Here is a 24264-nt window from a genome sequence, read left to right on the forward strand (position 1 = left end):
AAACTATGGTATATTATTTCTTGTCGATACGGAGGAATACCCAAGTCCGGCTGAAGGGATCGGTCTTGAAAACCGACAGGGGTGTTAAAGCCCGCGGGGGTTCGAATCCCTCTTCCTCCGCCATAATTTTTAAATAATACTAGCGCATAAAGTATTGGAGATGAACTCGTTGCTATTACAGTAACGAGTTTTTTGCTATTTACAAATAATTTATCAATAAAGAACCCCTTTTGAGTGATTATCTCAAAAGGGGTATTGTCGTTCTAGCTTTTTAAAAGTTCGGTTTGTCTGATAAACTTTGAGATTTTCTCGATAATTAGTTCGACTGAACCTTCATCTTGTAAAATATCGTATTCATTGATATTTAATCGAAGAACAGGGCAAGCAGTAAAATTATTGATCCATTTCTCATAACGTCCGTGCATTTCTTCCCAATAGGAAATAGGAGTTTGTTGCTCCATCGGTCTGCCGCGTTCTTGGATTCGATTAATGATATCATCAAGGCTGCCTTCAAGATAAATTAATAAATTCGGATGTGGGAAATAGGGTGTCATTACCATCGCATCAAAAAGGTTAGTATATGTCTCATAATCGACAGGCGCCATGGTTCCTTTTTCATAATGCATTCTCGCGAATATGCCTGTGTCCTCATAGATAGAACGATCTTGGACAAATCCTCCGCCATATTCAAAGATTTTCTTTTGCTCTTTAAAACGTTCTGCAAGGAAATAGATTTGAAGGTGGAAGCTCCATCTCTCAAAGTCTGCATAAAATCGATCTAAATATGGATTCGTATCCACTTTCTCAAAGGAGGTCCTAAATCCAAGTGCATTTGCAAGTGCATTTGTCATCGTAGACTTTCCAACACCAACTGTACCTGCAATGGTGATCACTGCATTACTAGGGATATCATATTTATTACGCAAATTCATTCTGTCTTACTCCTTTTTCAAGAATGGTGTCTTCTATTTTTGATAGGATTTGTTCAAGATCCTGTTTATTCTGTACAAAGTCTAGCTTGTCTCCGTTAAATCGTATAACAGGAATATTTGGGTGTGTCTTTTCGAACTTTGCCATTGATTGCTCATAATCAAGGCTTAATTGACTAAGATATGCTGGGTCAATACCTTTTTCGATGTCTCGACCACGCATCTTAATCCGTTCTAATAAAGTATCGAGGCTAGCGTGTAAATAGATGACGACATTCGGTACTGGCATATCAGCGGTTAGAATTTCATAAATCTGTAAGTATTTTTGAAATTGCTGAGTTTTCAATGTCCGCTCAGCGAAGATTAGGTTTTTGAATATATGATAATCCGCAACAACCGGTTGATTTTTTTGAAGGTAATTTTGATTTATGTCTTCAAGTTGTTTGTATCGGTTACAAAGGAAAAACATTTCTGTTTGAAAACTCCATTCATCAATATTCGTATAAAATTTACCCAAGAATGGATTTTCATCGACTATCTCTTTCAATAAGGCAAATTCGAATTGCTCTGAAATAGCCTTAGCGAGAGAGGTCTTCCCAACTCCGATCGGACCCTCTACTGTAATAAAGGGAATCCTACTACCCATCTCGTGTCCCCCTTTTTATATCAATCAAATGACAGATAAGCATTATTTTATCACAGGAAGATAGATGTTTGTTATTAATTGTCGAAAAAACAGACTGGGAAATATTATAGTTTTCTTATTGTGCACTAAATAGAAAAAGGAACTCGAAAAATCGAGTTCCTTTAAATGATGTCATCGTTTTACGACATTGAAATTATCTGTGATCAACAGCCAATTTTGAGGGAACGGTAGCCCCAGCTTCCAATAGCTGATTCCTCGTAGATTCAATTCTTTAATCAAATCAAACTTTGCCTGAATGCTTCTAGCATCCTCAAACCAAACCTTATGTTGCTTTCCAGCCGAGTCCGTATAATCAAAGTGAGGAGCTTGTGCCTTCGTATCGTATTGGATTGGTACATTATGTTGCTTTGCGAGTTCAATTGCTCGCTGTGGGCTTACTGCCTTTGCATATTCGCCCCCTTGCACAAAAGGCAATGTCCAATCATAGCCATAGAGGTTTTGCCCCATCATTATTTTTGACGCTGGCATCTCAGTGATGGCATATTCAAGAACCTCTCGAACAGGACCAATTGGTGATACTGCCATTGGTGGTCCGCCACTATATCCCCATTCATACGTCATGATGACAACAAAGTCCACGATTTCACCGTGTGCTTTATAATCGTGTGCTTCGTACCAAGCGCCCTTTTGTTCTGCACTTGTTTTAGGAGCTAGTGCAGTGGATAGTAGCCAGCCTTCTTGGCTAAAGCGCTGTTTTGCTTTACGCAAGAAGTTGTTATAGGCTTCGCGGTCTTCTGGTCGTAAAAACTCCATATCAAAATGAATATCACGGAACCCATATTTTTTTGCTGTTTCTACGATTGTATCTAACAGCTTATTTTGGACATTTTGGTCGTTAAGCACAATACGACCTAGTTCATTGCTAAATTGTCCTTCTTCTAAATTCGCTACGACCATCATAAGGGTTACGTTATTTGCACTTGCAATGCTTGGCAAATTGTTCAATGGTGGTTCTTTTAGAGTGCCATCTCGTTGGATTTGAAAGTTAAATGGGGCTAAGTATGTTAAGTATGGAGCTGCTTGTCGTGAACTTCTTTCAAGAGCGGGACTTACTGAAGTTCCTGATGGTTCCACATAAGCATTGGTTTCTACATTTCGTTTTGGGCGTGCAGGAATATAGAGTCTAAGACCTACATTTAATGGACGATTCGGTGGTATTTGGTTGATTTGTGCTAATTGCTGATAATTAAGTCCAAATTTATTTGCAATTGACCAGAGGCTATCGCCTGGTTGGACCCAGTAAAATTGTCCAACAATAGGAATAACGAGTGCCTGGCCAATCGCAAGATTACCGGGGTCTGGAATTTGGTTTGCACGAACGATTTCATCTACTGTAGTGCTGTACGCTTGAGCGATTCCAAATAAGGACTGACCTCGCTCTACAACATGAATTTGCATGTTTGACCTCCTCATTCTACAATCTAGGTAACACACCTTTATTACTCTATGAGAGAATAAGAAAGATGATGCTTGGATAAAATGTTTAACTTTATTTAGTCGGGGTCATACTCCGACTAAATAAAGTTAAAGCCTACGGTGGATGCCACAGATTTTCAAGGGTAACTTTTCTAAGATCAAAGACTAAGTACGCCACTTCCTGTGGCAACGTCTTTGTGACCGACCTCGTGTGGGCCTAAAAAATCTGGGCGCAAATACGCCAAGGCGCATTTGATTTATCTAGTGAGGGAGTATTTACTTTGATGAAATCTGACGAATATTATATGAAATTGGCGATTGAAGAAGCAAAAAAAGCAGCTGATATAGATGAAGTGCCTATTGGTGCTGTTCTTGTTATAAATGATGAAGTTATTGCAAAAGCCCATAACCTTCGTGAAACACAGCAACGTTCAATTGCCCATGCAGAACTATTGGCACTTGATGAAGCCTGTCGACGTTCAGGCACTTGGAGATTAGAGGATTCTACCTTGTATGTCACTCTTGAGCCCTGTGCAATGTGCTCGGGGGCTATCGTGCTATCGCGGGTAAAACGGGTCGTTTACGGGGCGAGTGATCCTAAGGGAGGATGTGCGGGAACCTTAATGAACCTGTTACAGGAACAACGATTTAATCATCAAACTGAGGTCGTTTCAGGTATTTGTGAGGAAGAATGCAGCGAACTCCTAAGTTCATTTTTTAGACAGCTTCGAAAGAGAAAAAAAGATGAAAAGAATCGCACTACTGGTTCTACTTGAAAAAACTTACAGTTTGAATACGTTGATTTTTTTTGACTGAGCCTTTATACTAAGAATGTGTCACAAAGACACCTAACAATTTGGTATCAATTTTGCCGTGCTAAGCGGGGAGGTAGCGGTGCCCTGTACTCGCAATCCGCTCTAGCGAGGCCGAATCCCTTCATAGAGGGTAGTTATTGTAGGGTCTGCCTCAAGTAAGTGGTGTTGACGTCTGGGTCCTACGCAATGGGAACCCGTGAATCCTGTCAGGTCCGGAAGGAAGCAGCAGTAAGCGGATTCTCCCATGTGCCGTAGGGTTGCCTGGACCGAGCTAACTGCTTGAGTAACGCCTGGGGTAACTATTCGACGGAAGGTGCACGGCAGTTATACTACATAAAACAACTCACTCATTCGGGTGGGTTTTTTTATTGTCTAGTTCAAGGCTCCATCGGCGCTCTGGGCTAAGTCAATTGCTTCGGAAGGTTGCGCTCGTCTTATGCTTGGCACCTAAAGTTGAGCTTCTTGAACTGTTCTTGTTTTTTCTAGATTTTTTCAGTGAATGATATAATCACTTTGTACAGAATATTCACTTCCTGTATAATAGGAAGTGGACAAAGAGAAGGAGGGGCAATATCAATGGCATATCAAGCATTATACCGTGTCTTTCGGCCACAAACCTTTCATGACGTGGTCGGACAAGAACATATAACCCAAACATTAAAGAATGCCCTTCTTCAAGAAAAATTTTCTCATGCTTACCTTTTCTCAGGACCAAGGGGAACAGGAAAAACGAGTGCTGCGAAAATCTTTGCAAAAGCCGTTAACTGTGAGCGTTCTCCAGTAGCTGAGCCTTGTAATGAGTGTGCCGCATGTCGGGGAATTACCGACGGCTCAATTTCTGATGTGATTGAAATTGATGCTGCATCAAACAATGGTGTCGATGAAATTAGAGATATTCGCGATAAAGTGAAGTATGCTCCCAGTGCAGTACGCTACAAGGTATATATCATTGATGAAGTACATATGCTTTCAATTGGTGCGTTTAACGCCTTGTTAAAAACATTGGAGGAACCACCAAGACATGTCATTTTCATTTTAGCAACAACCGAACCACATAAAATTCCACTTACGATCATCTCCAGATGTCAACGCTTTGATTTTCGTCGGATTACAACTCAAGCAATCGTAGGGAGAATGAAAACGATCATATCTGAACAAAACGTGACAGTGGATGATCAAGCTCTTTATGTAATCGCAAGAGCTGCTGAAGGTGGAATGCGGGATGCGTTAAGTTTATTGGACCAAGCGATTTCCTTCAGCGACGAAGAGGTAAAACTTGAAGATGTTCTCACGATAACCGGAGCTGTTTCACAATCGCTGCTCACGAATGTGGTTAGGGCGACACACGACCGAGATGTCCGAACAGCTTTGAAGACGCTCGATGAAATGATGGACCTTGGGAAAGACCCAATGAGATTTATCGAAGATTTAATCTTCTATTATAGGGACATGCTTTTATATCAAACAGCACCCCAATTAGAAGAAGTGATGGAGCGGGTATTAGTTGATGAAGATTTTTCGGACCTTGCAAAAAATATCCCTAATCATGAAATTTACGAAACCATGGATATTTTAAACCAAGCCCAGCAGGAGATGAAGTGGACGAACCATCCGCGAATTTTTCTAGAGGTAGCACTCGTAAAGCTTACTCAAATGGATAAACAACATTCATTTGAGTCATTGCCACAAATTGAAGGCTTAATGAATAAAATAAATATGTTAGAATCTGAACTTGCATCAATTAAGGAAAAGGGTGTAACAGCCCAACCACAAGATGCAAAGCCTGCTGAAAAACGTCCACAAAAAACATCTAGAAATGGTTACAGAACCCCAGTGGGAAGAATAAATGAGGTTTTAAAGAGTGCAACTAGACAGAATCTTGATTTATTAAAAGGAAAATGGGGCGATATGCTTGATCAACTTCGAAGTCAAAACAAAGTGTCTCATGCAGCCCTTTTAATTGAAAGTGAACCAGTTGCAGCTTCTTCAAATGCGTTTGTGTTAAAGTTTAAATATGAAATCCATTGTAAAATGGCATCTGAAAACACAGAAGTAAAAGAAAATCTCGAAAACATACTTACCACATTAACCGGAAATAGGTTTGAAATGATTGGTGTACCCGATGATGAATGGGGTAAAATTAGAGAAGAGTTTATCCGTGGGCAAAAAACCGATGATGATCAAGGGCCTGAGGAAACCGAGGACCCTCTTATTGCAGAAGCGATGAAGATTGTTGGTGCAGAGCTCATTGAAATAAAGGAATAATAAACATATAGGAGGAATGTAACATGATGCGTGGTGGCGGAATGGGTAATATGCAAAAAATGATGAAACAAATGCAAAAAATGCAAAAGGATATGGCAAAGGCACAGGAAGAACTTGCTGAAAAGGTGGTAGAAGGTACTGCTGGTGGTGGTATGGTCACTGTAAAAGCAAATGGCCAAAAAGAAATTATTGACGTTATCATTAAAGAAGAAGTGGTAGACCCTGATGATATCGAAATGCTACAGGACCTTGTTTTAGCAGCAACAAATGATGCCCTTAAAAAGATCGAAGACCTAACAAATGAAACAATGGGTCAATTTACTAAAGGAATGAACCTTCCATTCTAATCGGTTGAAAGGACTTAGATAGATATGCATTATCCTGAACCAATATCTAAGCTAATAGATAGCTTTATGAAATTGCCAGGTATCGGCCCAAAAACGGCCGTGCGTCTGGCTTTTTTTGTACTAAGTATGAAAGAGGATGTCGTGCTTGATTTTGCTAAAGCGCTTGTCAATGCAAAGCGAAATCTCACATATTGCTCAAATTGCGGGCATATAACAGATAGAGACCCTTGTTACATTTGTGAAGATGAACGTCGCGACAAAACAGTGATCTGTGTCCTACAGGATCCGAAAGATGTAATCGCAATGGAAAAAATGAAAGAATACAACGGTCTTTATCATGTCTTACATGGGGCAATCTCCCCAATGGATGGTATTGGTCCAGAAGATATTAAAATTCCTGAATTACTGAAAAGACTTCAGGATGACACGGTACAAGAAATTATTTTAGCGACTAATCCGAACATTGAAGGGGAAGCTACAGCTATGTATATTTCTCGTTTACTAAAACCAACGGGTATTAAAATTACAAGAATTGCTCATGGCTTACCAGTTGGTGGAGATTTAGAATATGCTGATGAAGTAACACTATCAAAGGCACTTGAAGGTCGCCGGGAATTATAGGAGGTCTTTTATGCTTTTTAAAAAGAAGGGAAAGCTTCGAAAAGAATATAATCAAGAGCTCTTTAGTCAGTTAGAAATGGCAAAGAAGGAATGGATGAGACAGAAAAATCTTATCGAAAAAAGTGTTGAACCTTCTGATGATGTTTTAAGTGAACTTAAAGTCGCAGAAACCAAATACTTCTTTTTACTAAGAGAAGCAAAAAGGCGAAAAGTATTTCTATAAAAATAAATCCTATCAAGGAAGTAAGACTTTCTCTGATGGGATTTTTTATTATGAATAGAAACATTAAATAAAAATAGGACAAGAGGTTCTTAAAACTCCCCACTCACATAGAATAATAGTACAAGTTGTGAGAAGGAGTGAAGTCTGATTGGAACCAAAGTTTGTTATAGCCATACTTGGAGGATTAATTGTACTTGTTCTTTTAATAGGAGCACCTCTTAAGCCAATTCGGCTAGTGGGACAAGTATTCGTTAAAATCCTAATCGGCGCATTGTTTCTATTTTTCTTAAATGCATTTGGACAATCATTTGATCTGCATGTACCAATAAATCTAGTGACTTCTGCAGTATCTGGTCTACTCGGTCTCCCAGGCTTAGCGGCACTTGTAATTATAGATTTATTTATAGTAGGATAAAAAAACAAATGGAGTCTCATTTGTTTTTTTATTGTTTAAATTTGATGGCAGATTATAAAATAGTGGAATGGTAAGAAAACGAAAATTATTTCAATATAATTTGTTGACTTTTAGTTGAATTGGGTATATATTTATATCTCTCACAGGGAATACCTTAAAATAAGAAAAAACGTAAAAAATATGTTGACTTATTTTTGTGAGGATGTTATATTAATAAAGTCGCTTCTGAGAGGCGAAACAAAAGTCCTTTGAAAACTGAACACAATACAAGCGTCAACGTTTAATTCAAAAGTAACAAACTATTGAGCAATCAATACTCTTATTGGAGAGTTTGATCCTGGCTCAGGATGAACGCTGGCGGCGTGCCTAATACATGCAAGTCGAGCGAACTTTTGGGAGCTTGCTCCCAAAAGTTAGCGGCGGACGGGTGAGTAACACGTGGGCAACCTGCCTATAAGACTGGGATAACTTCGGGAAACCGGAGCTAATACCGGATAACATATGAGACCACATGGTCTCATATTGAAAGATGGCTTTTAGCTATCACTTATAGATGGGCCCGCGGCGCATTAGCTAGTTGGTGAGGTAATGGCTCACCAAGGCGACGATGCGTAGCCGACCTGAGAGGGTGATCGGCCACACTGGGACTGAGACACGGCCCAGACTCCTACGGGAGGCAGCAGTAGGGAATCTTCCGCAATGGACGAAAGTCTGACGGAGCAACGCCGCGTGAGCGAAGAAGGTCTTCGGATCGTAAAGCTCTGTTGTTAGGGAAGAACAAGTACCGTTCGAATAGGGCGGTACCTTGACGGTACCTAACCAGAAAGCCACGGCTAACTACGTGCCAGCAGCCGCGGTAATACGTAGGTGGCAAGCGTTATCCGGAATTATTGGGCGTAAAGCGCGCGCAGGCGGTCCTTTAAGTCTGATGTGAAAGCCCACGGCTCAACCGTGGAGGGTCATTGGAAACTGGGGGACTTGAGTGCAGAAGAGGAGAGCGGAATTCCACGTGTAGCGGTGAAATGCGTAGAGATGTGGAGGAACACCAGTGGCGAAGGCGGCTCTCTGGTCTGTAACTGACGCTGAGGCGCGAAAGCGTGGGGAGCGAACAGGATTAGATACCCTGGTAGTCCACGCCGTAAACGATGAGTGCTAAGTGTTAGAGGGTTTCCGCCCTTTAGTGCTGCAGCAAACGCATTAAGCACTCCGCCTGGGGAGTACGGTCGCAAGACTGAAACTCAAAGGAATTGACGGGGGCCCGCACAAGCGGTGGAGCATGTGGTTTAATTCGAAGCAACGCGAAGAACCTTACCAGGTCTTGACATCCTTATGCCATCTCTAGAGATAGAGCTTTCCCTTCGGGGACATAAGTGACAGGTGGTGCATGGTTGTCGTCAGCTCGTGTCGTGAGATGTTGGGTTAAGTCCCGCAACGAGCGCAACCCTTGATCTTAGTTGCCAGCATTCAGTTGGGCACTCTAAGGTGACTGCCGGTGACAAACCGGAGGAAGGTGGGGATGACGTCAAATCATCATGCCCCTTATGACCTGGGCTACACACGTGCTACAATGGATGGTACAAAGGGCAGCGAAACCGTGAGGTTAAGCAAATCCCATAAAACCATTCTCAGTTCGGATTGCAGGCTGCAACTCGCCTGCATGAAGCCGGAATCGCTAGTAATCGCGGATCAGCATGCCGCGGTGAATACGTTCCCGGGCCTTGTACACACCGCCCGTCACACCACGAGAGTTTGTAACACCCGAAGTCGGTGGGGTAACCGCAAGGAGCCAGCCGCCTAAGGTGGGACAGATGATTGGGGTGAAGTCGTAACAAGGTAGCCGTATCGGAAGGTGCGGCTGGATCACCTCCTTTCTAAGGAAACTGAAGTTCTACGAACTTCATAAAAAGACGTTTTGTATTGTGGTCAGTTTTGAGAGTGCTTTTTTGTGCTTTCAATATTGCACTTGCGTCTGCTAGGTTAATCGAAGATGATTGATTCCTCAGCGCAAAGCTGCATGAAGATTACTCACTGATGTTTAATCACGATGTGATTGAAGTCAGTAGCTTCGTTCCTTGAAAACTAGATAACGTAACAAAACATTCATTGAAGTAGTAAAAGTTCTTTAAAACTTGAAGGTGAACGAGAAGCGAGAAGAAATTCGAAGCTTATCAAAGCCGAATAGGTTAAGTTATGAAGGGCGCACGGTGGATGCCTTGGCACTAGGAGCCGATGAAGGACGGTACTAACACCGATATGCTTCGGGGAGCTGTAAGTAAGCATTGATCCGAAGATTTCCGAATGGGGAAACCCACTGCTCGTAATGGGGCAGTATCCTTACCTGAATACATAGGGTAAGAGAAGGTAGACCCGGGGAACTGAAACATCTTAGTACCCGGAGGAAGAGAAAGCAAACGCGATTTCCTGAGTAGCGGCGAGCGAAACGGAAGATAGCCCAAACCAAGAGGCTTGCCTCTTGGGGTTGTAGGACACTCTATACGGAGTTACAAAAGAGCGAAGTAGACGAAGCGACCTGGAAAGGTCCGTCAGAGAAGGTAACAACCCTGTAGTCGAAACTTCGTTCTCTCTTGAGTGGATCCTGAGTACGGCGGGACACGAGAAATCCCGTCGGAAGCTGGGAGGACCATCTCCCAAGGCTAAATACTCCCTAGTGACCGATAGTGAACCAGTACCGTGAGGGAAAGGTGAAAAGCACCCCGGGAGGGGAGTGAAATAGAACCTGAAACCGTGTGCCTACAAGTAGTCAAAGCACATTTATGTGTGATGGCGTGCCTTTTGTAGAATGAACCGGCGAGTTACGATCCCGTGCAAGGTTAAGTTGAAGAGACGGAGCCGCAGCGAAAGCGAGTCTGAATAGGGCGAAATAGTACGTGGTCGTAGACCCGAAACCAGGTGATCTACCCATGTCCAGGGTGAAGTTCAGGTAACACTGAATGGAGGCCCGAACCCACGCACGTTGAAAAGTGCGGGGATGAGGTGTGGGTAGCGGAGAAATTCCAATCGAACTTGGAGATAGCTGGTTCTCTCCGAAATAGCTTTAGGGCTAGCCTCGAGTATAGAGTCTTGGAGGTAGAGCACTGATTGGACTAGGGGCCCTCATCGGGTTACCGAATTCAGTCAAACTCCGAATGCCAAAGACTTGATTCTCGGGAGTCAGACTGCGAGTGATAAGATCCGTAGTCAAGAGGGAAACAGCCCAGACCACCAGCTAAGGTCCCAAAGTATACGTTAAGTGGAAAAGGATGTGGAGTTGCTTAGACAACCAGGATGTTGGCTTAGAAGCAGCCACCATTTAAAGAGTGCGTAATAGCTCACTGGTCGAGTGACTCTGCGCCGAAAATGTACCGGGGCTAAACGTATCACCGAAGCTGTGGATTGTTCTTACGAACAATGGTAGGAGAGCGTTCTAAGTGCCGTGAAGTCAGACCGTGAGGACTGGTGGAGCGCTTAGAAGTGAGAATGCCGGTATGAGTAGCGAAAGATGGGTGAGAATCCCATCCACCGAATGCCTAAGGTTTCCTGAGGAAGGCTCGTCCGCTCAGGGTTAGTCGGGACCTAAGCCGAGGCTGAAAAGCGTAGGCGATGGACAACAGGTTGATATTCCTGTACCACCTCTTTACCGTTTGAGCGATGGAGGGACGCAGGAGGATAGGGTAAGCGCACTGTTGGATATGTGCGTCCAAGCAGTTAGACTGGTAAGTAGGCAAATCCGCTTACCGTAAGGTTGAGCTGTGATGGCGAGGGAAATATAGTACCGAAGTTCCTGATTCCACACTGCCAAGAAAAGCTTCTAGCGAGGTAAATGGTGCCCGTACCGCAAACCGACACAGGTAGGCGAGGAGAGAATCCTAAGGTGATCGAGAGAACTCTCGTTAAGGAACTCGGCAAAATGACCCCGTAACTTCGGGAGAAGGGGTGCTTTTTAGGGTGCATAGCCCTGAAGAGCCGCAGTGAATAGGCCCAGGCGACTGTTTAGCAAAAACACAGGTCTCTGCGAAGCCGCAAGGCGAAGTATAGGGGCTGACACCTGCCCGGTGCTGGAAGGTTAAGAGGAGGGGTTAGCGCAAGCGAAGCTCTGAATCGAAGCCCCAGTAAACGGCGGCCGTAACTATAACGGTCCTAAGGTAGCGAAATTCCTTGTCAGGTAAGTTCTGACCCGCACGAAAGGTGTAACGATCTGGGCACTGTCTCAACGAGAGACTCGGTGAAATTATAGTACCTGTGAAGATGCAGGTTACCCGCGACAGGACGGAAAGACCCCGTGGAGCTTTACTGCAGCCTGATATTGAATTTTGGTACAGCTTGTACAGGATAGGTAGGAGCCTTGGAAGCCGGAGCGCCAGCTTCGGTGGAGGCATCGGTGGGATACTACCCTGGCTGTATTGAAATTCTAACCCGAAGGCCTTATCGGCCTTGGAGACAGTGTCAGGTGGGCAGTTTGACTGGGGCGGTCGCCTCCTAAAAAGTAACGGAGGCGCCCAAAGGTTCCCTCAGAATGGTTGGAAATCATTCGTAGAGTGTAAAGGCACAAGGGAGCTTGACTGCGAGACCTACAAGTCGAGCAGGGACGAAAGTCGGGCTTAGTGATCCGGTGGTTCCGCATGGAAGGGCCATCGCTCAACGGATAAAAGCTACCCCGGGGATAACAGGCTTATCTCCCCCAAGAGTCCACATCGACGGGGAGGTTTGGCACCTCGATGTCGGCTCATCGCATCCTGGGGCTGTAGTCGGTCCCAAGGGTTGGGCTGTTCGCCCATTAAAGCGGTACGCGAGCTGGGTTCAGAACGTCGTGAGACAGTTCGGTCCCTATCCGTCGTGGGCGTAGGAAATTTGAGAGGAGCTGTCCTTAGTACGAGAGGACCGGGATGGACACACCGCTGGTGTACCAGTTGTTCTGCCAAGGGCATAGCTGGGTAGCTATGTGTGGAAGGGATAAGTGCTGAAAGCATCTAAGCATGAAGCCCCCCTCAAGATGAGATTTCCCATAGTGTTAAACTAGTAAGATCCCTCGAAGATGACGAGGTTGATAGGTCAGAGGTGGAAGCATGGTGACATGTGCAGCTGACTGATACTAATCGATCGAGGACTTAACCAAATCACTTCTAAAAATGAATGCACGTACGTTATCTAGTTTTGAAGGAATGAATCCTTCATATAGTCTAGTGGCGATAGCGAAGAGGTCACACCCGTTCCCCATACCGAACACGGAAGTTAAGCTCTTCAGCGCCGATGGTAGTTGGGACTTTGTCCCTGTGAGAGTAGGACGTCGCTAGGCACCTAAAGATCAGCCGTTATGGTTGGTCTTTTTTTTTCAAAACCGAAAGGTTTTATGGTGTTAAAGACGCTTTTGACGGGAATAAGAATAAAAAATAGAATAGGTCGGGTTTCGAGGAGCAAAGAGTTCAAGGAAGCAAGGGAGCGGCAACCGGAATGTACTATGTACATGAGGATTGGAGTGAGCGCAGCTGACGCAGAAATCTGCCGCTCATCGGCAGCCGACCACCGAACACGGAAGTTAAGCTCTTGCGCCGATGGTAGTTGGGACTTTGTCCCTGTGAGAGTAGGACGTCGCTAGGCAAACGAAAGATCAACCATTACGGTTGGTCTTTTTTTGTTTTGCGGTTGATGCGTGCCAGTTTTAAAGTAGAAATGTACAGAAAGAGGTACACAACTGGGCGAAATTAGGAGAAGTCGAACTAGCAGACACCAGAAAGAGGTACGCAACTGGATAAAATTAGGTAAATCCAAACCAGCAAACATGAAAAATAAGTTCGTAATTGTAAAAAATTAGTTAAATGCATACCAGTAAGTATTGTAATGATAATTGTAAATGTCAATATGAGGAGTTCCTAAACCACAAATACTGAAAATGAGCCAAGGACTGATCCGTACCGCGTTCTTATAGGATTTCAACAGGGTCAGTGGAGAACTCATTTTTAGAATGCAATTCAAATTTTTTAAACTAAGACATACACAAACTAGCTGCCTTTCTTCATAGATTACTAAATAAATTAAATTGTAACTGTTCGTTATTTTTATAATTGTGTATACATTTTAGTACATCCGGACAAAATAGGAAGTATGGAGGTGGAGGCAGTGAGTACACTCGAAAATAGGAAGCATTATGGGGAAACGTGTATTATATGTGAGCAAGAGAAAAAGAGAGGCATACACCTTTATACAAGATTCATTTGTTTGGATTGCGAGCAAGACATTATTCGTACGGAAACAAATGATCCAAAGTATCAATTTTACTTAGACCGGCTAAAAAAGGTTTCGACACCTGAGATATATTCATAGTTTTAATGTGTCTTGCAAGCTTGTAAAATAGGTGAGAACTAATTTGCTAGGCACATGTAATGACAACAGATAACTTGGAATTGGCTTTTGCGTTAGGTGCAATCCCAAGTTCTTGCTTAGGACCTAGTGGTATAGGTCCCTTTTTTGTTTTATAATAAGTAAATTACATAAGAAAGGTCTCAATAATTATGAATCAACAACAAACACCATTGTTTGATGCCTTAGATCGCCATGCGAGAAGAAAGCCTCAATCGATGCATGTTCCAGGACATAAATATGGACAAGTATTCACGAATAAGGGATATTCCTATTTTCATAAAGTGTTAGAAATTGATGCGACAGAACTAACAGGGCTTGATGACCTACATCATCCGGAAGGTGCCATTTTAGAAAGTGAAGCATTATTAGCTGATTTATATGGAGTGGAGAAAAGCTATTTTTTAGTAAATGGTTCTACCGTAGGAAATCTAGCAATGATCCTTGCAGCATGTTCACCCAAGGATACTGTATTAGTTCAGAGAAATTCACATAAGTCCATTTTGAACGGCTTAAAAATGGCAGGAGTTCAGCCTGTTTTTGCTCATCCTACATATGACGATGAAGTTCAAGTTGCCTCATTTATTTCCTTTAATACGGTAAAAGAAGCATTTAGAGGGTTTCCGAATATAAAAGCTGTTATTTTAACCAGTCCTAATTATTATGGAATGGTGAATCAAACTGAACTATCCCAGATTATTTGTTTTGCCCATGAAAAAGGGGCGGTAGTTATGATTGATGAAGCACATGGTGCTCATTTTATGTTAGAAGGGTTTCCTTCATCGGCAATATCTCTAGGGGCTGACATCGTGGTGCATTCGGCACACAAGACTCTTCCGGCGATGACAATGGGATCTTACCTACACGTGAATAGTGAGATGATTAATCATGGAGAGGTAGAAACGTATCTTCAACTATTGCAGTCGAGCAGCCCATCTTATCCAATTATGGCATCGCTCGATCTTGCGAGGCATTATCTTGCATTACAAAAAAAGAATGGTTCGAATAAGAACATTAAACAAATCAAAGCGTTCAGTCAAAGGCTAGAGGAGATTCTGCAAATAAAAGTCGTGACTTCAGCCAATCCAGATGTCGAAACAGATTTGTTAAAGCTAACACTGCGATCTCAATGTGAGCTTAATGGATATGAACTACAAAGTGCTTTTGAAGAAGAAGGCCTCTTTACGGAAATGGCTGACCCAAACAATGTCTTGCTTGTGTTGCCATTATCAGAGGCATTTGATGCAGAAGGTGCCATCTTAAAAATAAGAAATGCTGTACAGACGTATCCAACGATTAAAAGGAACTTTATCGACTTACATCATGAAACGGAGACAATTTCTACCCTTGCCCTTTGCTATAATGAAATTAAAGGGTACAATAAAAAGGTTGTTTCCTTTCAAGATGCACATGGAAACATTTCCGGAGAAATGATTATACCGTATCCACCTGGAATACCAGTCCTTATGGAAGGTGAACGTATCACTCATCGTCACATTGAAATCCTAAATACCTATATTGAGGCTGGTTCACATTTCCAAGGTGGAGATATGAAAGAAAAATATATAAAGATATTAGATATGTAAGGGGCTTGAATAGAAGTGGCAGGTTATTTTATTACGTTTGAAGGGCCTGAGGGTGCAGGTAAGACAACTGTATTAGGAATCCTCCAGGAGGAGTTTACTCGAAAAGGGTATGATGTTATTTCTACTAGAGAACCAGGTGGAATTGATATAGCAGAGCAAATCCGTTCCGTTATATTAGACAAAAATAATACAAAAATGGATGGACGCACAGAGGCACTTTTATATGCAGCTTCGCGTCGCCAACATTTAGTGGAGAAGGTCATTCCTGCATTAGAACAAGGAAAAATTGTTTTATGTGACCGCTTTGTGGATAGTTCACTAGCTTATCAAGGGTATGCACGAGGTCTTGGAATCGATGAAGTTTTATCTATTAATGAATTTGCTATTAATGGGTTGATGCCGTCATTAACTCTTTTCTTTGATATAAAACCTGAAAAAGGGTTAACAAGAATTGGAAAGAATGATGAAAGGGAAGTTAATCGGCTTGACCTTGAGAATCTTTCCTTCCACCAAAAGGTTTATGATGGTTATTTAAAGGTTGCAGCCCGTTTTAAGGACCGCTTTTCTACCATTAATGCTGAGAATTCAATTGATGTTGTGTCAAGGGAAGCATTTGAAATTATTGAAAAGCATTTGAATTACAAGTAAAGCTATGAATTGCCTCAAAAGTCTGATGACTTTTGAGGTTTTTGTTTTCGTTCTGGCTATACTTGTTATAGAATAAAGACAACATGGATATTCGCACAAATAGTTACCAAATTTCGTAATATGAAGGAACAAGTAAAAGTGATAAAATAAAGGGAGGCTAAACGATGAAGCTAGTCGTTGCAGTTGTGCAGGATAAAGACAGCAACCGTTTGTCACAAGCATTAGTCGAACATAATTTCCGAGCAACAAAGCTTGCTACAACAGGTGGTTTTCTAAAATCAGGTAATACTACGTTCCTTGTGGGAACGGAGGACATCCGTGTAAATAAATTATTAGATATTATTAAGGATAATTGCAAACATCGGGAGCAAATGATTGCCCCTGTTTCACCAATGGGTGGAAATGCAGATTCCTTTGTTCCGTTTCCTGTGAAAGTCGAGGTAGGTGGAGCAACAGTATTTGTGTTGCCGATTGATGAATTTCACCAATTTTAAGTAGGTGTATTTTAGTTCATGAAAATAAACCAGGATTATCGTGTAAACATGGATAAAAATCATCCAAACCAATCCAATAAGGTTTCGGGAAATGTGAACTTTAGTAAATTTGTCCAACAGGAAGGTAATAAACTTCAAATGGAGCAATTGACGAAGCTCCTTTCTCAAATTGACATGGCGGGAGAACGGCTCTCTCGCTCTCAAACCTTTCAGGATTTGGCTTCCTATAAATCTCTTGTAAAGCGTTTTATCCATGAGGCAGTTGAATATGGAATGGATATAAAGCAATCCCATAGTTGGAATTTTAATGGACAAGGGAGAACGCATAAACTTGTTGAGGAAATTGATAGGGAACTATTGGATTTAACGGAACAAATGGTTGACCAGGAGAGAGGATCAATCGACATTCTGGGGAAAGTTGGATTTATAAAGGGATTATTAATCAACTTGTATACGTAATTGAAAGAGTGATGTATGATGGAAAAAACATGGGAACAACTTCAGGAATATCAGCCACTAGTCTTAAAGATGGTTGAAAATAGTCTCAAGAAGAACAGAGTGGCCCATGCTTATTTATTTGAGGGGAGCCGAGGTACAGGTAAAAAGGAAGTCGGCTTTCTTTTGGCAAAAAGTCTTTTCTGTCAGCATCCTGTTGAGTACAAACCTTGTAATGAATGTACAAATTGCCGTAGAATTTCATCGGGCAACCATCCCGATGTTCATGTCATCGAGCCAGATGGTCTATCAATTAAAAAGTGGCAAATTCAAGCGTTGCAAGAAGAGTTTTCAAAAACGGGTGTGGAATCAAACCGTAAAGTTTATGTAATTAACCATGCTGATAAAATGACAACAAATGCTGCAAATAGTTTGCTAAAATTCCTTGAAGAGCCGACAAGTCAAACAGTGGCCATTTTGCTAACCGAGCAAATCCATCGAATTTTAAATACGATTCTATCTAGATGCCAGATATTATCATTTCGGCCTCTTGCTCCAAAGGTGATTTCTGAGCGACTCATTGATGAAGGGATCTCTCCTACTATGGCTACCCTTGTTGCTCATACAACGAATAATTTGGAAGAAGCACGTGAGTTAAGCACGGATGCTTGGTTTGGACAGTCCCGTTCAATAGTGTTACAATTATATGAAGTAATCAATACAAGGCCAACCCATGCTTTCTTTTTATTGCAGGACCAATGGTTACCTCACTTTAAAGAGAAAGAGCAGTTAAGCTTTGGTTTAGATATATTATTGCTTATTTATAAAGATTTATTATATATACAGTTGGGTGATGAAGAGAAGCTTATCTTTCATGACCAGATTACTAGCTTTAAACAATATGCACTCCAGACGTCTACTAGACGTGTAAGTGATCAGATAGCAACGGTTTTAGAGGCGAAGCGTCGTCTATACACCAACATGAACCCACATTTATTAATGGAACAATTGGTAATAAAGTTACAGGAGGGATATAAGCTTGTATGATGTAGTTGGTGTACGCTTTAAAAAAGCGGGAAAAATATATTACTTTGACCCAAATGGTTTTACAATCCCTGACGGTGAATACGTGATTGTAGAAACGGTCAGAGGAATTGAGTTTGGCAAAGTTGTCATAAATAAAAAACAAGTCGATGAAAATGACATCGTACTTCCATTAAAAAAGGTCATCCGTATTGCGGATTCTAAGGATAAATTAATTGTAGAGGAAAATAAGCAAGCAGCAACAGAGGCGTATAATGTGTGTCAAGGAAAGGTAGTTGAACACAGCCTTGATATGAAGCTTGTTGATGTTGAATATACGTTTGATAGAAATAAAGTGATCTTCTATTTCACGGCAGATGGACGAGTGGATTTCCGGGAGTTAGTGAAAGATTTAGCGGCAATCTTCCGTACGAGAATCGAATTAAGGCAAATAGGGGTACGTGATGAAGCCAAGATGCTTGGTGGAATTGGTCCATGCGGAAGAATGCTTTGTTGCTCGACCTTCTTAGGGGATTTTGAGCCTGTTTCAATTAAAATGGCGAAAGACCAAAATCTGTCGCTGAACCCTACTAAAATATCAGGTTTGTGCGGTCGATTAATGTGCTGTTTAAAATACGAGAACGATGAGTATGAAAGTGCAAAAGAACAGCTTCCAGACCTTGGCGAGATGATTGAAACAACTAGTGGTAAAGCGAAGGTTGTCGGGCTCAATATTTTGGAACGAGTACTACAGCTGGAATTAGTAGGTCGTGAACGTGTTGTTGAATATACGTGGGAGGAACTACTAAAAGAAGGAGCGATTTCGATTCAAGCCACAGAATAACGAGGTGGAATGCGTGGACAAAAAAGATATTTTTGAATCTGTTAGTAGTATGGAGAAACAAATTGGTAATCTGTATACTCAACTAGGAGAATTGAAAGAACATCTTGGGCAATTACTTGAAGAGAATCATAATTTAAAAATGGAGAATGATCTTTTACGTCGTCGACTTGATCAATCCATTTCAAAGAAAAAAGAAGAAAAAGCTGACAAAGCTTTACAAGAAGCAAAGCAGGTTGATATTGGTGAGGGATATGATAACTTAGCAAGACTTTATCAGGAAGGTTTCCATATTTGTAATGTTCATTATGGAAGTGTCCGTACTGAGGGTGACTGTTTATTTTGTCTCTCCTTTTTAAATAAGAAGTAGGTCCTTTCCTAAATAGGAGAGGGCTTTTTCATTTTTAAACAATACGTTTATAATAGTAGATAGATAATCATAGGGAAGGAAACAGAATGCAATGGTTCAATTATATGACGATGAGCGCTTAGATCATTTATTAGCGGAAAACTTGAGAATCATCCAAAGCCCCTCTGTATTTGCTTTTTCATTGGATACAGTACTTCTGGCGCGATTTGTGTATGTTCCAATTCAAAAAGGAAAAATCATTGATTTATGTACAGGCAATGGAGTTATTCCACTACTTCTCAGTAGACGATCAAAAGCAGAAGTTACAGGTGTTGAAATTCAAGAGCGTATATATGACATGGCCAAAAGAAATATTGAATACAATAAGCTTTCTACTCAACTATCGGTTATTCACGGTGACATTAAGGACATGCCTAATCAGCTAGGTCGTGGTAAGTTCGATGTGGTAACCTGCAACCCGCCTTATTTTCCAACACCAAAGGCGGATGAAATGAATCAAAATGAATACCTTAAGATTGCTCGCCATGAAATTTATTGCACATTAGAGGATGTGGTTCGTGTTAGTAGCGAATTGGTTAAGCAAGGAGGTAAGGTTGCATTCGTCCATCGACCAGGTAGATTAATGGATATTCTCACCTTAATGAGACAATACCGAATCGAGCCAAAGCGCTTGCAATTTGTTTATCCGAGACTTGGTAAAGAAGCAAATACGATCTTGGTTGAAGGGATTAAGTTCGGAAAAGCAGACCTAAAAATTTTACCGCCTCTATATGTATACGATGAACAGAATGAGTATACAAAAGAGATAAGGAAGATTCTCTATGGGGACGAATAATCATTATTTCTATGTCGTCGAGTGCAAGGATGGAAGCTTCTATGCAGGTTATACAACAGATGTTGAGGAACGTTTAAAAAAGCACAACGAAGGTAAAGGGGCCAAATATACAAGAGGAAGAGGTCCCATTACCCTATTATTTTCTCAGGAATTTGAAACGAAGGAAGAAGCAATGCGTGCTGAATATAGATTTAAACGACTGAAGCGGCCTGAGAAAGAACGGTTGCTTGCAATGGAAAGTGGGGAGCGATATGTGGCAGCAAAAGAGCTTTCAACCAAATTATGAATATGGAACTTTATATCTCGTTCCGACCCCGATTGGGAACTTGGAAGATATGACTTTTCGGGCGATTAAAACGTTGAAAGAATCAGCAGTTATTGCGGCAGAGGATACAAGGCAAACAAGAAAACTTTGCAATCACTTTGAGATTGAAACACCAGTTATCAGTTATCATGAACATAATAAAAAGGTGAGTGGTGAAAAGATTCTTTCCTTCTTGCGTGATGGCAAAGATGTGGCGATTGTAAGTGATGCCGGGATGCCGACAATTTCTGACCCGGGCTATGAACTAGTTGTTGAAGCCGTTAAGGAGAAGATGTATGTTGTTCCTTTACCTGGTGCAAATGCGGCATTAACATCACTGATAGCCTCGGGACTTGGTACACAACCCTTTTATTTTTATGGTTTTTTAGACCGTAATAAGAAGATGAAACGAAAGCAACTGGAGAGTATCGTACATATCCAAGCGACACTGCTTTTTTATGAAGCTCCACATCGATTAAAAGAAACACTAAAGATTATGAGGGAGATACTTGGAAATCGTAAAGTAACAGTTTCTCGTGAATTAACCAAGAAATTTGAGGAGTTTATTCGTGGTGATTTAGACGAAATTCTTACCTGGTCAGAAGAGGATACCGTTCGCGGTGAGTTTTGTCTTGTTGTAGAAGGAGCACAGCAAGGTGAAGAAGAGGCTTTGGATGCTTGGTGGGAAGAGCTAACAGTCGAACATCATGTTAATCATTATGTTGAGACTGAGTCAATGACAACAAAAGAAGCGATTAAACAAGTTGCAAAAGATCGAAATCAGCAAAAGAGAGAAATTTATCAAGAATACCATGGTCTATAGAATAGAAAAAAGCTTCTCAATACGAGAAGCTTTTCGTCTATCATTTATTATTTTACAACTGTTAGATTGTTTTGAAGCTCTTTAAGGATTTGTTCTGCACCTTCACGGCTAAGAACAATCTTGCCATTAGCAAGTGTAAAATTATCATCTGAAATTTCACCAGTTACTTGACAAGTCATATTGGGCTTGTATTTCTTTAAGATAATTCTGTCATCGTCAACATAAATTTCTAACGCATCTTTTTCTGCGATGTCTAATGTACGACGAAGTTCGATAGGAATAACCACACGACCTAATTCATCAACTTTACGAACAATACCTGTAGATTTCATTTCTTTTTTCTCCTCTCAATATTTTTATTTATTTATCTCTCTATATCGTCAATTTTCGACAAATTGATTTCTAGATAATAATATCAAGATTTCCATTTAACGTCAATCACTTTTAACTACAATTCTTTTAAAATATGTATAATAATGGTACATGTGTCCTATAACATCAAGCTTTTATAGAAATGCCAATCTTATTAATCTACTTTTTTATGAATAAATACTGTACTATAATAAAGGGAAAAATGGTAATTCGATTCGACTAAATTCGACAAGATTCACGTTATTTTTGTCGAAAAAAGGTTCTATTTCGTATTTGTCGAATCGTTTCCTATTTCATTCGCTTGCATATTCTATTTTGATACAGAAATTTGGCATTTCTTTTTTCTTCAAGGGGCAGGGGCTACAGGCGCTTGCGCTTTTCTCGTGCTTTAGGTATATTTTGAAGATATAATAGGAATAGATGAATAGTATGTCTACACGTGTACTTGATAAGAGGAGGTTTAACAATGGCACAAGAAAATAAAACATTTTATTTAACTACACCCATTTATTATCCAAGTGGAAAATTACATATTGGTCACGCATATACAACTGTAGCGGCAGATGCTATGGCTAGATATAAAAGACTACGTGGATATGATGTCATGTTTTTAACAGGAACTGACGAGCACGGTCAAAAAATCCAACGTTCTGCAGCTGAAAAAGGTGTTACACCACAAGCGTATGTTGATGAGATTGTGTCAGGTATCCAAGAATTATGGCAAAAACTTGAGATTTCTTATGATGATTTTATTCGTACTACAGAAGATCGCCATAAAAAGGTTGTCGAAAAGATTTTTGACCAACTTGTTAAACAGGGCGATATCTATCTTGACAAATACGAAGGATGGTATTGTACACCATGTGAATCTTTCTTTACAGAAAGACAATTAGCAGATGGAAATTGCCCTGACTGCGGACGTCCAGTTGAAAAGGTAAAGGAAGAATCCTATTTCTTCAAAATGAGTAAATATGTAGATCGCCTGCTTCAGTATTATGAAGAGAATCCGGAGTTTATCCAACCTGAGTCCCGTAAAAATGAAATGATTAATAACTTTATTAAGCCTGGTCTTGAGGATTTGGCTGTATCAAGAACAACGTTTGATTGGGGTATTAAAGTACCAGGAGATCCAAAGCACGTTATCTATGTATGGATTGATGCATTATCGAACTATATCACAGCATTAGGTTATGGTACTGACGATGATACTAAATATCAAAAATACTGGCCAGCTGATGTTCATTTAGTAGGTAAAGAGATTGTTCGTTTCCATACGATTTACTGGCCAATTATGCTAATGGCATTAGACCTTCCTCTACCGAAAAAGGTATTTGCCCATGGTTGGTTATTAATGAAAGATGGAAAAATGTCGAAATCAAAAGGAAATGTCGTTGACCCGGTTACATTAATTGACCGTTATGGGCTGGACTCACTTCGTTATTATTTACTTCGTGAGGTTCCTTTTGGTGCTGATGGTGTATTTACACCTGAAGGTTTTGTAGAACGAATCAATTTTGACTTGGCAAATGACTTAGGAAACTTACTTAACCGTACTGTTGCAATGATTGGACGGTATTTTGATGGTACCATTCCAACTTATCAGGGTAATCATTCAGAATATGATACGCAGCTAGCGAATTTTGCGGTGGACACTGTTTCTAAATATGAAGAAGCGATGGAGAAAATGGAGTTTTCTGTTGCGCTTACAGCTCTATGGCAGTTCATTAGCCGAACAAATAAGTATATTGATGAAACTCAGCCTTGGGTTGTTGCAAAGGATGAAGCGAAAAAGGATGAACTAGGTTCAATTATGAGTCATTTAGCAGAATCGCTTCGTTTTGCAGCAATTATGCTTGAGCCGTTCTTAATCAAAACTCCAGGTGAGATTTTTACACAACTCGGAATGAAGGAAGAAGCATTAAAAACATGGGAAAGCCTAACTGAGTTCGGAATTAAAACAGAAGGACTTCAGGTTACTAAGGGTGAGCCTATTTTCCCACGATTAGAAATTGCCGACGAAGTAGAATATATAAAAGCTAAAATGCAGGGTGGTACGAAAAAAGAAGAGCCTGTACAAGAAGTGGAACAAGCCGATGAAATCACAATTGATGATTTTATGAAGGTCGAACTACGTGTTGCAGAGGTGCTTCAAGTGGAGCCTGTAAAAAAGGCTGATAAGCTATTAAAACTTCAATTAGACTTAGGTTTTGAAAAGCGTCAGGTTGTTTCTGGCATTGCACAATATTATACTCCTGAGGAATTAGTAGGTAAGAAGGTAATTTGTGTAACAAATCTTAAACCTGTAAAATTACGTGGAGAATTATCACAAGGTATGATTTTAGCAGGGTCAGTTGATGGGAAGCTATCAGTTGCCACGATTGATCAAAGCCTACCAAATGGAGCTAAAGTAAAATAACAAAAGGGGACAGATAGCTTCTGTCC

At 41.0% G+C, this 24264-nt stretch carries 22 protein-coding genes, 1 tRNA gene, 3 rRNA genes and 1 other RNA gene; 23 read left to right on the forward strand and 4 right to left on the reverse strand.

Annotation, left to right across the window (positions count from 1 at the left end; all coding sequences use genetic code 11):
• Nucleotides 1-30 precede the first annotated feature (30 nt).
• Nucleotides 31-123 (forward strand) — tRNA-Ser (locus tag NST91_RS00100).
• Nucleotides 124-263: 140 nt separating this feature from the next.
• Here the strand turns inward: NST91_RS00100 and NST91_RS00105 are convergent.
• The 3 genes from NST91_RS00105 to NST91_RS00115 all read right to left on the reverse strand — a co-directional run bounded on the left by NST91_RS00105 (nucleotide 264) and on the right by NST91_RS00115 (nucleotide 3033).
• Nucleotides 264-932, reverse strand: a complete 669-nt coding sequence (locus NST91_RS00105) for a deoxynucleoside kinase (protein WP_341329559.1) — start codon at nucleotides 930-932, stop codon at nucleotides 264-266.
• Nucleotides 919-1575: a deoxynucleoside kinase gene (locus NST91_RS00110; protein ID WP_341329560.1), complete on the reverse strand. Its 657-nt coding sequence runs from the start codon at nucleotides 1573-1575 to the stop codon at nucleotides 919-921. Before NST91_RS00110 ends, NST91_RS00105 begins: the two co-directional genes overlap by 14 nt.
• A 171-nt stretch (nucleotides 1576-1746) precedes the next feature.
• Complete coding sequence (locus NST91_RS00115; RefSeq protein ID WP_341329561.1) at nucleotides 1747-3033, reverse strand: LysM peptidoglycan-binding domain-containing protein; 1287 nt, start codon at nucleotides 3031-3033, stop codon at nucleotides 1747-1749.
• A 302-nt stretch (nucleotides 3034-3335) separates the two neighbouring features.
• Here NST91_RS00115 and tadA point away from each other — a divergent pair, with 302 nt between their 5' ends.
• From tadA to rsmI, 21 genes are all read left to right on the forward strand, one after another.
• Nucleotides 3336-3827 carry a tRNA adenosine(34) deaminase TadA gene (tadA, locus tag NST91_RS00120; RefSeq protein ID WP_341333454.1) on the forward strand — a complete coding sequence of 164 codons (492 nt, stop codon included), beginning with the start codon at nucleotides 3336-3338 and terminating at the stop codon, nucleotides 3825-3827.
• A 95-nt stretch (nucleotides 3828-3922) separates the two neighbouring features.
• Nucleotides 3923-4187: signal recognition particle sRNA large type (gene ffs / locus NST91_RS00125), an RNA gene on the forward strand.
• Nucleotides 4188-4442: 255 nt separating this feature from the next.
• The gene (dnaX, locus tag NST91_RS00130) at nucleotides 4443-6131 is read left to right on the forward strand and encodes a DNA polymerase III subunit gamma/tau (protein ID WP_341329562.1); all 1689 of its coding nucleotides are present in this window, start codon (nucleotides 4443-4445) and stop codon (nucleotides 6129-6131) included.
• A gap of 26 nt (nucleotides 6132-6157) precedes the next feature.
• A complete protein-coding gene (locus NST91_RS00135; RefSeq protein ID WP_121449690.1) occupies nucleotides 6158-6478 on the forward strand; it encodes a YbaB/EbfC family nucleoid-associated protein in 321 nt (106 codons plus the stop codon).
• Between the two features lie 24 nt (nucleotides 6479-6502).
• The gene (recR, locus tag NST91_RS00140; RefSeq protein WP_099355777.1) at nucleotides 6503-7099 is read left to right on the forward strand and encodes a recombination mediator RecR; all 597 of its coding nucleotides are present in this window, start codon (nucleotides 6503-6505) and stop codon (nucleotides 7097-7099) included.
• Between the two features lie 10 nt (nucleotides 7100-7109).
• Nucleotides 7110-7322, forward strand: a complete 213-nt coding sequence (locus NST91_RS00145) for a YaaL family protein (RefSeq protein WP_341329563.1) — start codon at nucleotides 7110-7112, stop codon at nucleotides 7320-7322.
• Between the two features lie 148 nt (nucleotides 7323-7470).
• Nucleotides 7471-7737, forward strand: a complete 267-nt coding sequence (locus NST91_RS00150) for a pro-sigmaK processing inhibitor BofA family protein (RefSeq protein ID WP_099364853.1) — start codon at nucleotides 7471-7473, stop codon at nucleotides 7735-7737.
• Nucleotides 7738-8056: 319 nt separating this feature from the next.
• Nucleotides 8057-9608: ribosomal RNA gene (locus NST91_RS00155) — 16S ribosomal RNA — on the forward strand.
• Nucleotides 9609-9918: 310 nt separating this feature from the next.
• Nucleotides 9919-12850 (forward strand): 23S ribosomal RNA (locus tag NST91_RS00160).
• Nucleotides 12851-12913: 63 nt separating this feature from the next.
• Nucleotides 12914-13030, forward strand: a 5S ribosomal RNA gene (rrf, locus tag NST91_RS00165).
• Together the 16S, 23S and 5S rRNA genes form the textbook arrangement of a ribosomal RNA operon.
• A gap of 806 nt (nucleotides 13031-13836) precedes the next feature.
• A complete protein-coding gene (locus NST91_RS00170; protein ID WP_207900039.1) occupies nucleotides 13837-14055 on the forward strand; it encodes a sigma factor G inhibitor Gin in 219 nt (72 codons plus the stop codon).
• Between the two features lie 188 nt (nucleotides 14056-14243).
• Nucleotides 14244-15677 (forward strand): aminotransferase class I/II-fold pyridoxal phosphate-dependent enzyme, encoded by a 1434-nt coding sequence (locus tag NST91_RS00175; protein ID WP_341329564.1) that lies wholly within the window; start codon nucleotides 14244-14246, stop codon nucleotides 15675-15677.
• A 15-nt stretch (nucleotides 15678-15692) separates the two neighbouring features.
• Complete coding sequence (gene tmk / locus NST91_RS00180) at nucleotides 15693-16325, forward strand: dTMP kinase (RefSeq protein ID WP_341329565.1); 633 nt, start codon at nucleotides 15693-15695, stop codon at nucleotides 16323-16325.
• 164 nt (nucleotides 16326-16489) lie between these two features.
• A complete protein-coding gene (darA, locus tag NST91_RS00185) occupies nucleotides 16490-16819 on the forward strand; it encodes a cyclic di-AMP receptor DarA (protein ID WP_077620134.1) in 330 nt (109 codons plus the stop codon).
• A gap of 18 nt (nucleotides 16820-16837) precedes the next feature.
• Entirely contained in the window at nucleotides 16838-17278 is a 441-nt protein-coding gene (locus NST91_RS00190; protein WP_341329566.1) for a YaaR family protein, read from the forward strand.
• Nucleotides 17279-17296: 18 nt separating this feature from the next.
• Nucleotides 17297-18301 carry a DNA polymerase III subunit delta' gene (holB, locus tag NST91_RS00195; RefSeq protein WP_341329567.1) on the forward strand — a complete coding sequence of 335 codons (1005 nt, stop codon included), beginning with the start codon at nucleotides 17297-17299 and terminating at the stop codon, nucleotides 18299-18301.
• The gene (ricT, locus tag NST91_RS00200) at nucleotides 18294-19121 is read left to right on the forward strand and encodes a competence/sporulation regulator complex protein RicT (RefSeq protein WP_099353536.1); all 828 of its coding nucleotides are present in this window, start codon (nucleotides 18294-18296) and stop codon (nucleotides 19119-19121) included. Before holB ends, ricT begins: the two co-directional genes overlap by 8 nt.
• Before the next feature lie 13 nt (nucleotides 19122-19134).
• Nucleotides 19135-19488, forward strand: a complete 354-nt coding sequence (yabA, locus tag NST91_RS00205; protein WP_099353535.1) for a DNA replication initiation control protein YabA — start codon at nucleotides 19135-19137, stop codon at nucleotides 19486-19488.
• A gap of 91 nt (nucleotides 19489-19579) precedes the next feature.
• Nucleotides 19580-20323 (forward strand): tRNA1(Val) (adenine(37)-N6)-methyltransferase, encoded by a 744-nt coding sequence (locus NST91_RS00210; protein ID WP_341329568.1) that lies wholly within the window; start codon nucleotides 19580-19582, stop codon nucleotides 20321-20323.
• The gene (locus tag NST91_RS00215) at nucleotides 20310-20609 is read left to right on the forward strand and encodes a GIY-YIG nuclease family protein (protein ID WP_121449319.1); all 300 of its coding nucleotides are present in this window, start codon (nucleotides 20310-20312) and stop codon (nucleotides 20607-20609) included. Before NST91_RS00210 ends, NST91_RS00215 begins: the two co-directional genes overlap by 14 nt.
• Nucleotides 20575-21450: a 16S rRNA (cytidine(1402)-2'-O)-methyltransferase gene (gene rsmI / locus NST91_RS00220; RefSeq protein ID WP_341329569.1), complete on the forward strand. Its 876-nt coding sequence runs from the start codon at nucleotides 20575-20577 to the stop codon at nucleotides 21448-21450. The genes NST91_RS00215 and rsmI overlap by 35 nt, the downstream gene beginning before the upstream one ends.
• A 47-nt stretch (nucleotides 21451-21497) precedes the next feature.
• Here the strand turns inward: rsmI and abrB are convergent, their stop codons facing one another.
• Nucleotides 21498-21782 (reverse strand): transition state genes transcriptional regulator AbrB, encoded by a 285-nt coding sequence (gene abrB, locus NST91_RS00225; protein ID WP_121449317.1) that lies wholly within the window; start codon nucleotides 21780-21782, stop codon nucleotides 21498-21500.
• A 506-nt stretch (nucleotides 21783-22288) separates the two neighbouring features.
• Between abrB and metG the strand changes: the two genes are divergently transcribed.
• The gene (gene metG / locus NST91_RS00230; protein WP_341329570.1) at nucleotides 22289-24238 is read left to right on the forward strand and encodes a methionine--tRNA ligase; all 1950 of its coding nucleotides are present in this window, start codon (nucleotides 22289-22291) and stop codon (nucleotides 24236-24238) included.
• The last annotated feature ends 26 nt before the right edge of the window (nucleotides 24239-24264 follow it).

The organism is Ferdinandcohnia sp. FSL W7-1320 (assembly GCF_038050315.1).
Classification (GTDB): Bacteria; Bacillota; Bacilli; order Bacillales; family Bacillaceae_L; genus Ferdinandcohnia; species Ferdinandcohnia aciditolerans.

Coding starts and splice junctions, on each gene's coding strand:
- NST91_RS00110 (WP_341329560.1), bottom strand. CDS start 1,575: ATGGGTAGTAGGATTCCCTTTATTACAGTAGAGGGTCCGATCGGAGTT.
- holB (WP_341329567.1), top strand. CDS start 17,297: ATGGAAAAAACATGGGAACAACTTCAGGAATATCAGCCACTAGTCTTA.
- recR (WP_099355777.1), top strand. CDS start 6,503: ATGCATTATCCTGAACCAATATCTAAGCTAATAGATAGCTTTATGAAA.
- metG (WP_341329570.1), top strand. CDS start 22,289: ATGGCACAAGAAAATAAAACATTTTATTTAACTACACCCATTTATTAT.
- NST91_RS00210 (WP_341329568.1), top strand. CDS start 19,580: ATGGTTCAATTATATGACGATGAGCGCTTAGATCATTTATTAGCGGAA.
- NST91_RS00170 (WP_207900039.1), top strand. CDS start 13,837: ATGGAGGTGGAGGCAGTGAGTACACTCGAAAATAGGAAGCATTATGGG.
- dnaX (WP_341329562.1), top strand. CDS start 4,443: ATGGCATATCAAGCATTATACCGTGTCTTTCGGCCACAAACCTTTCAT.
- rsmI (WP_341329569.1), top strand. CDS start 20,575: ATGTGGCAGCAAAAGAGCTTTCAACCAAATTATGAATATGGAACTTTA.
- abrB (WP_121449317.1), bottom strand. CDS start 21,782: ATGAAATCTACAGGTATTGTTCGTAAAGTTGATGAATTAGGTCGTGTG.
- NST91_RS00135 (WP_121449690.1), top strand. CDS start 6,158: ATGCGTGGTGGCGGAATGGGTAATATGCAAAAAATGATGAAACAAATG.
- NST91_RS00175 (WP_341329564.1), top strand. CDS start 14,244: ATGAATCAACAACAAACACCATTGTTTGATGCCTTAGATCGCCATGCG.
- NST91_RS00115 (WP_341329561.1), bottom strand. CDS start 3,033: ATGCAAATTCATGTTGTAGAGCGAGGTCAGTCCTTATTTGGAATCGCT.
- tadA (WP_341333454.1), top strand. CDS start 3,336: ATGAAATCTGACGAATATTATATGAAATTGGCGATTGAAGAAGCAAAA.
- NST91_RS00190 (WP_341329566.1), top strand. CDS start 16,838: ATGAAAATAAACCAGGATTATCGTGTAAACATGGATAAAAATCATCCA.
- NST91_RS00105 (WP_341329559.1), bottom strand. CDS start 932: ATGAATTTGCGTAATAAATATGATATCCCTAGTAATGCAGTGATCACC.
- NST91_RS00145 (WP_341329563.1), top strand. CDS start 7,110: ATGCTTTTTAAAAAGAAGGGAAAGCTTCGAAAAGAATATAATCAAGAG.
- NST91_RS00215 (WP_121449319.1), top strand. CDS start 20,310: ATGGGGACGAATAATCATTATTTCTATGTCGTCGAGTGCAAGGATGGA.
- darA (WP_077620134.1), top strand. CDS start 16,490: ATGAAGCTAGTCGTTGCAGTTGTGCAGGATAAAGACAGCAACCGTTTG.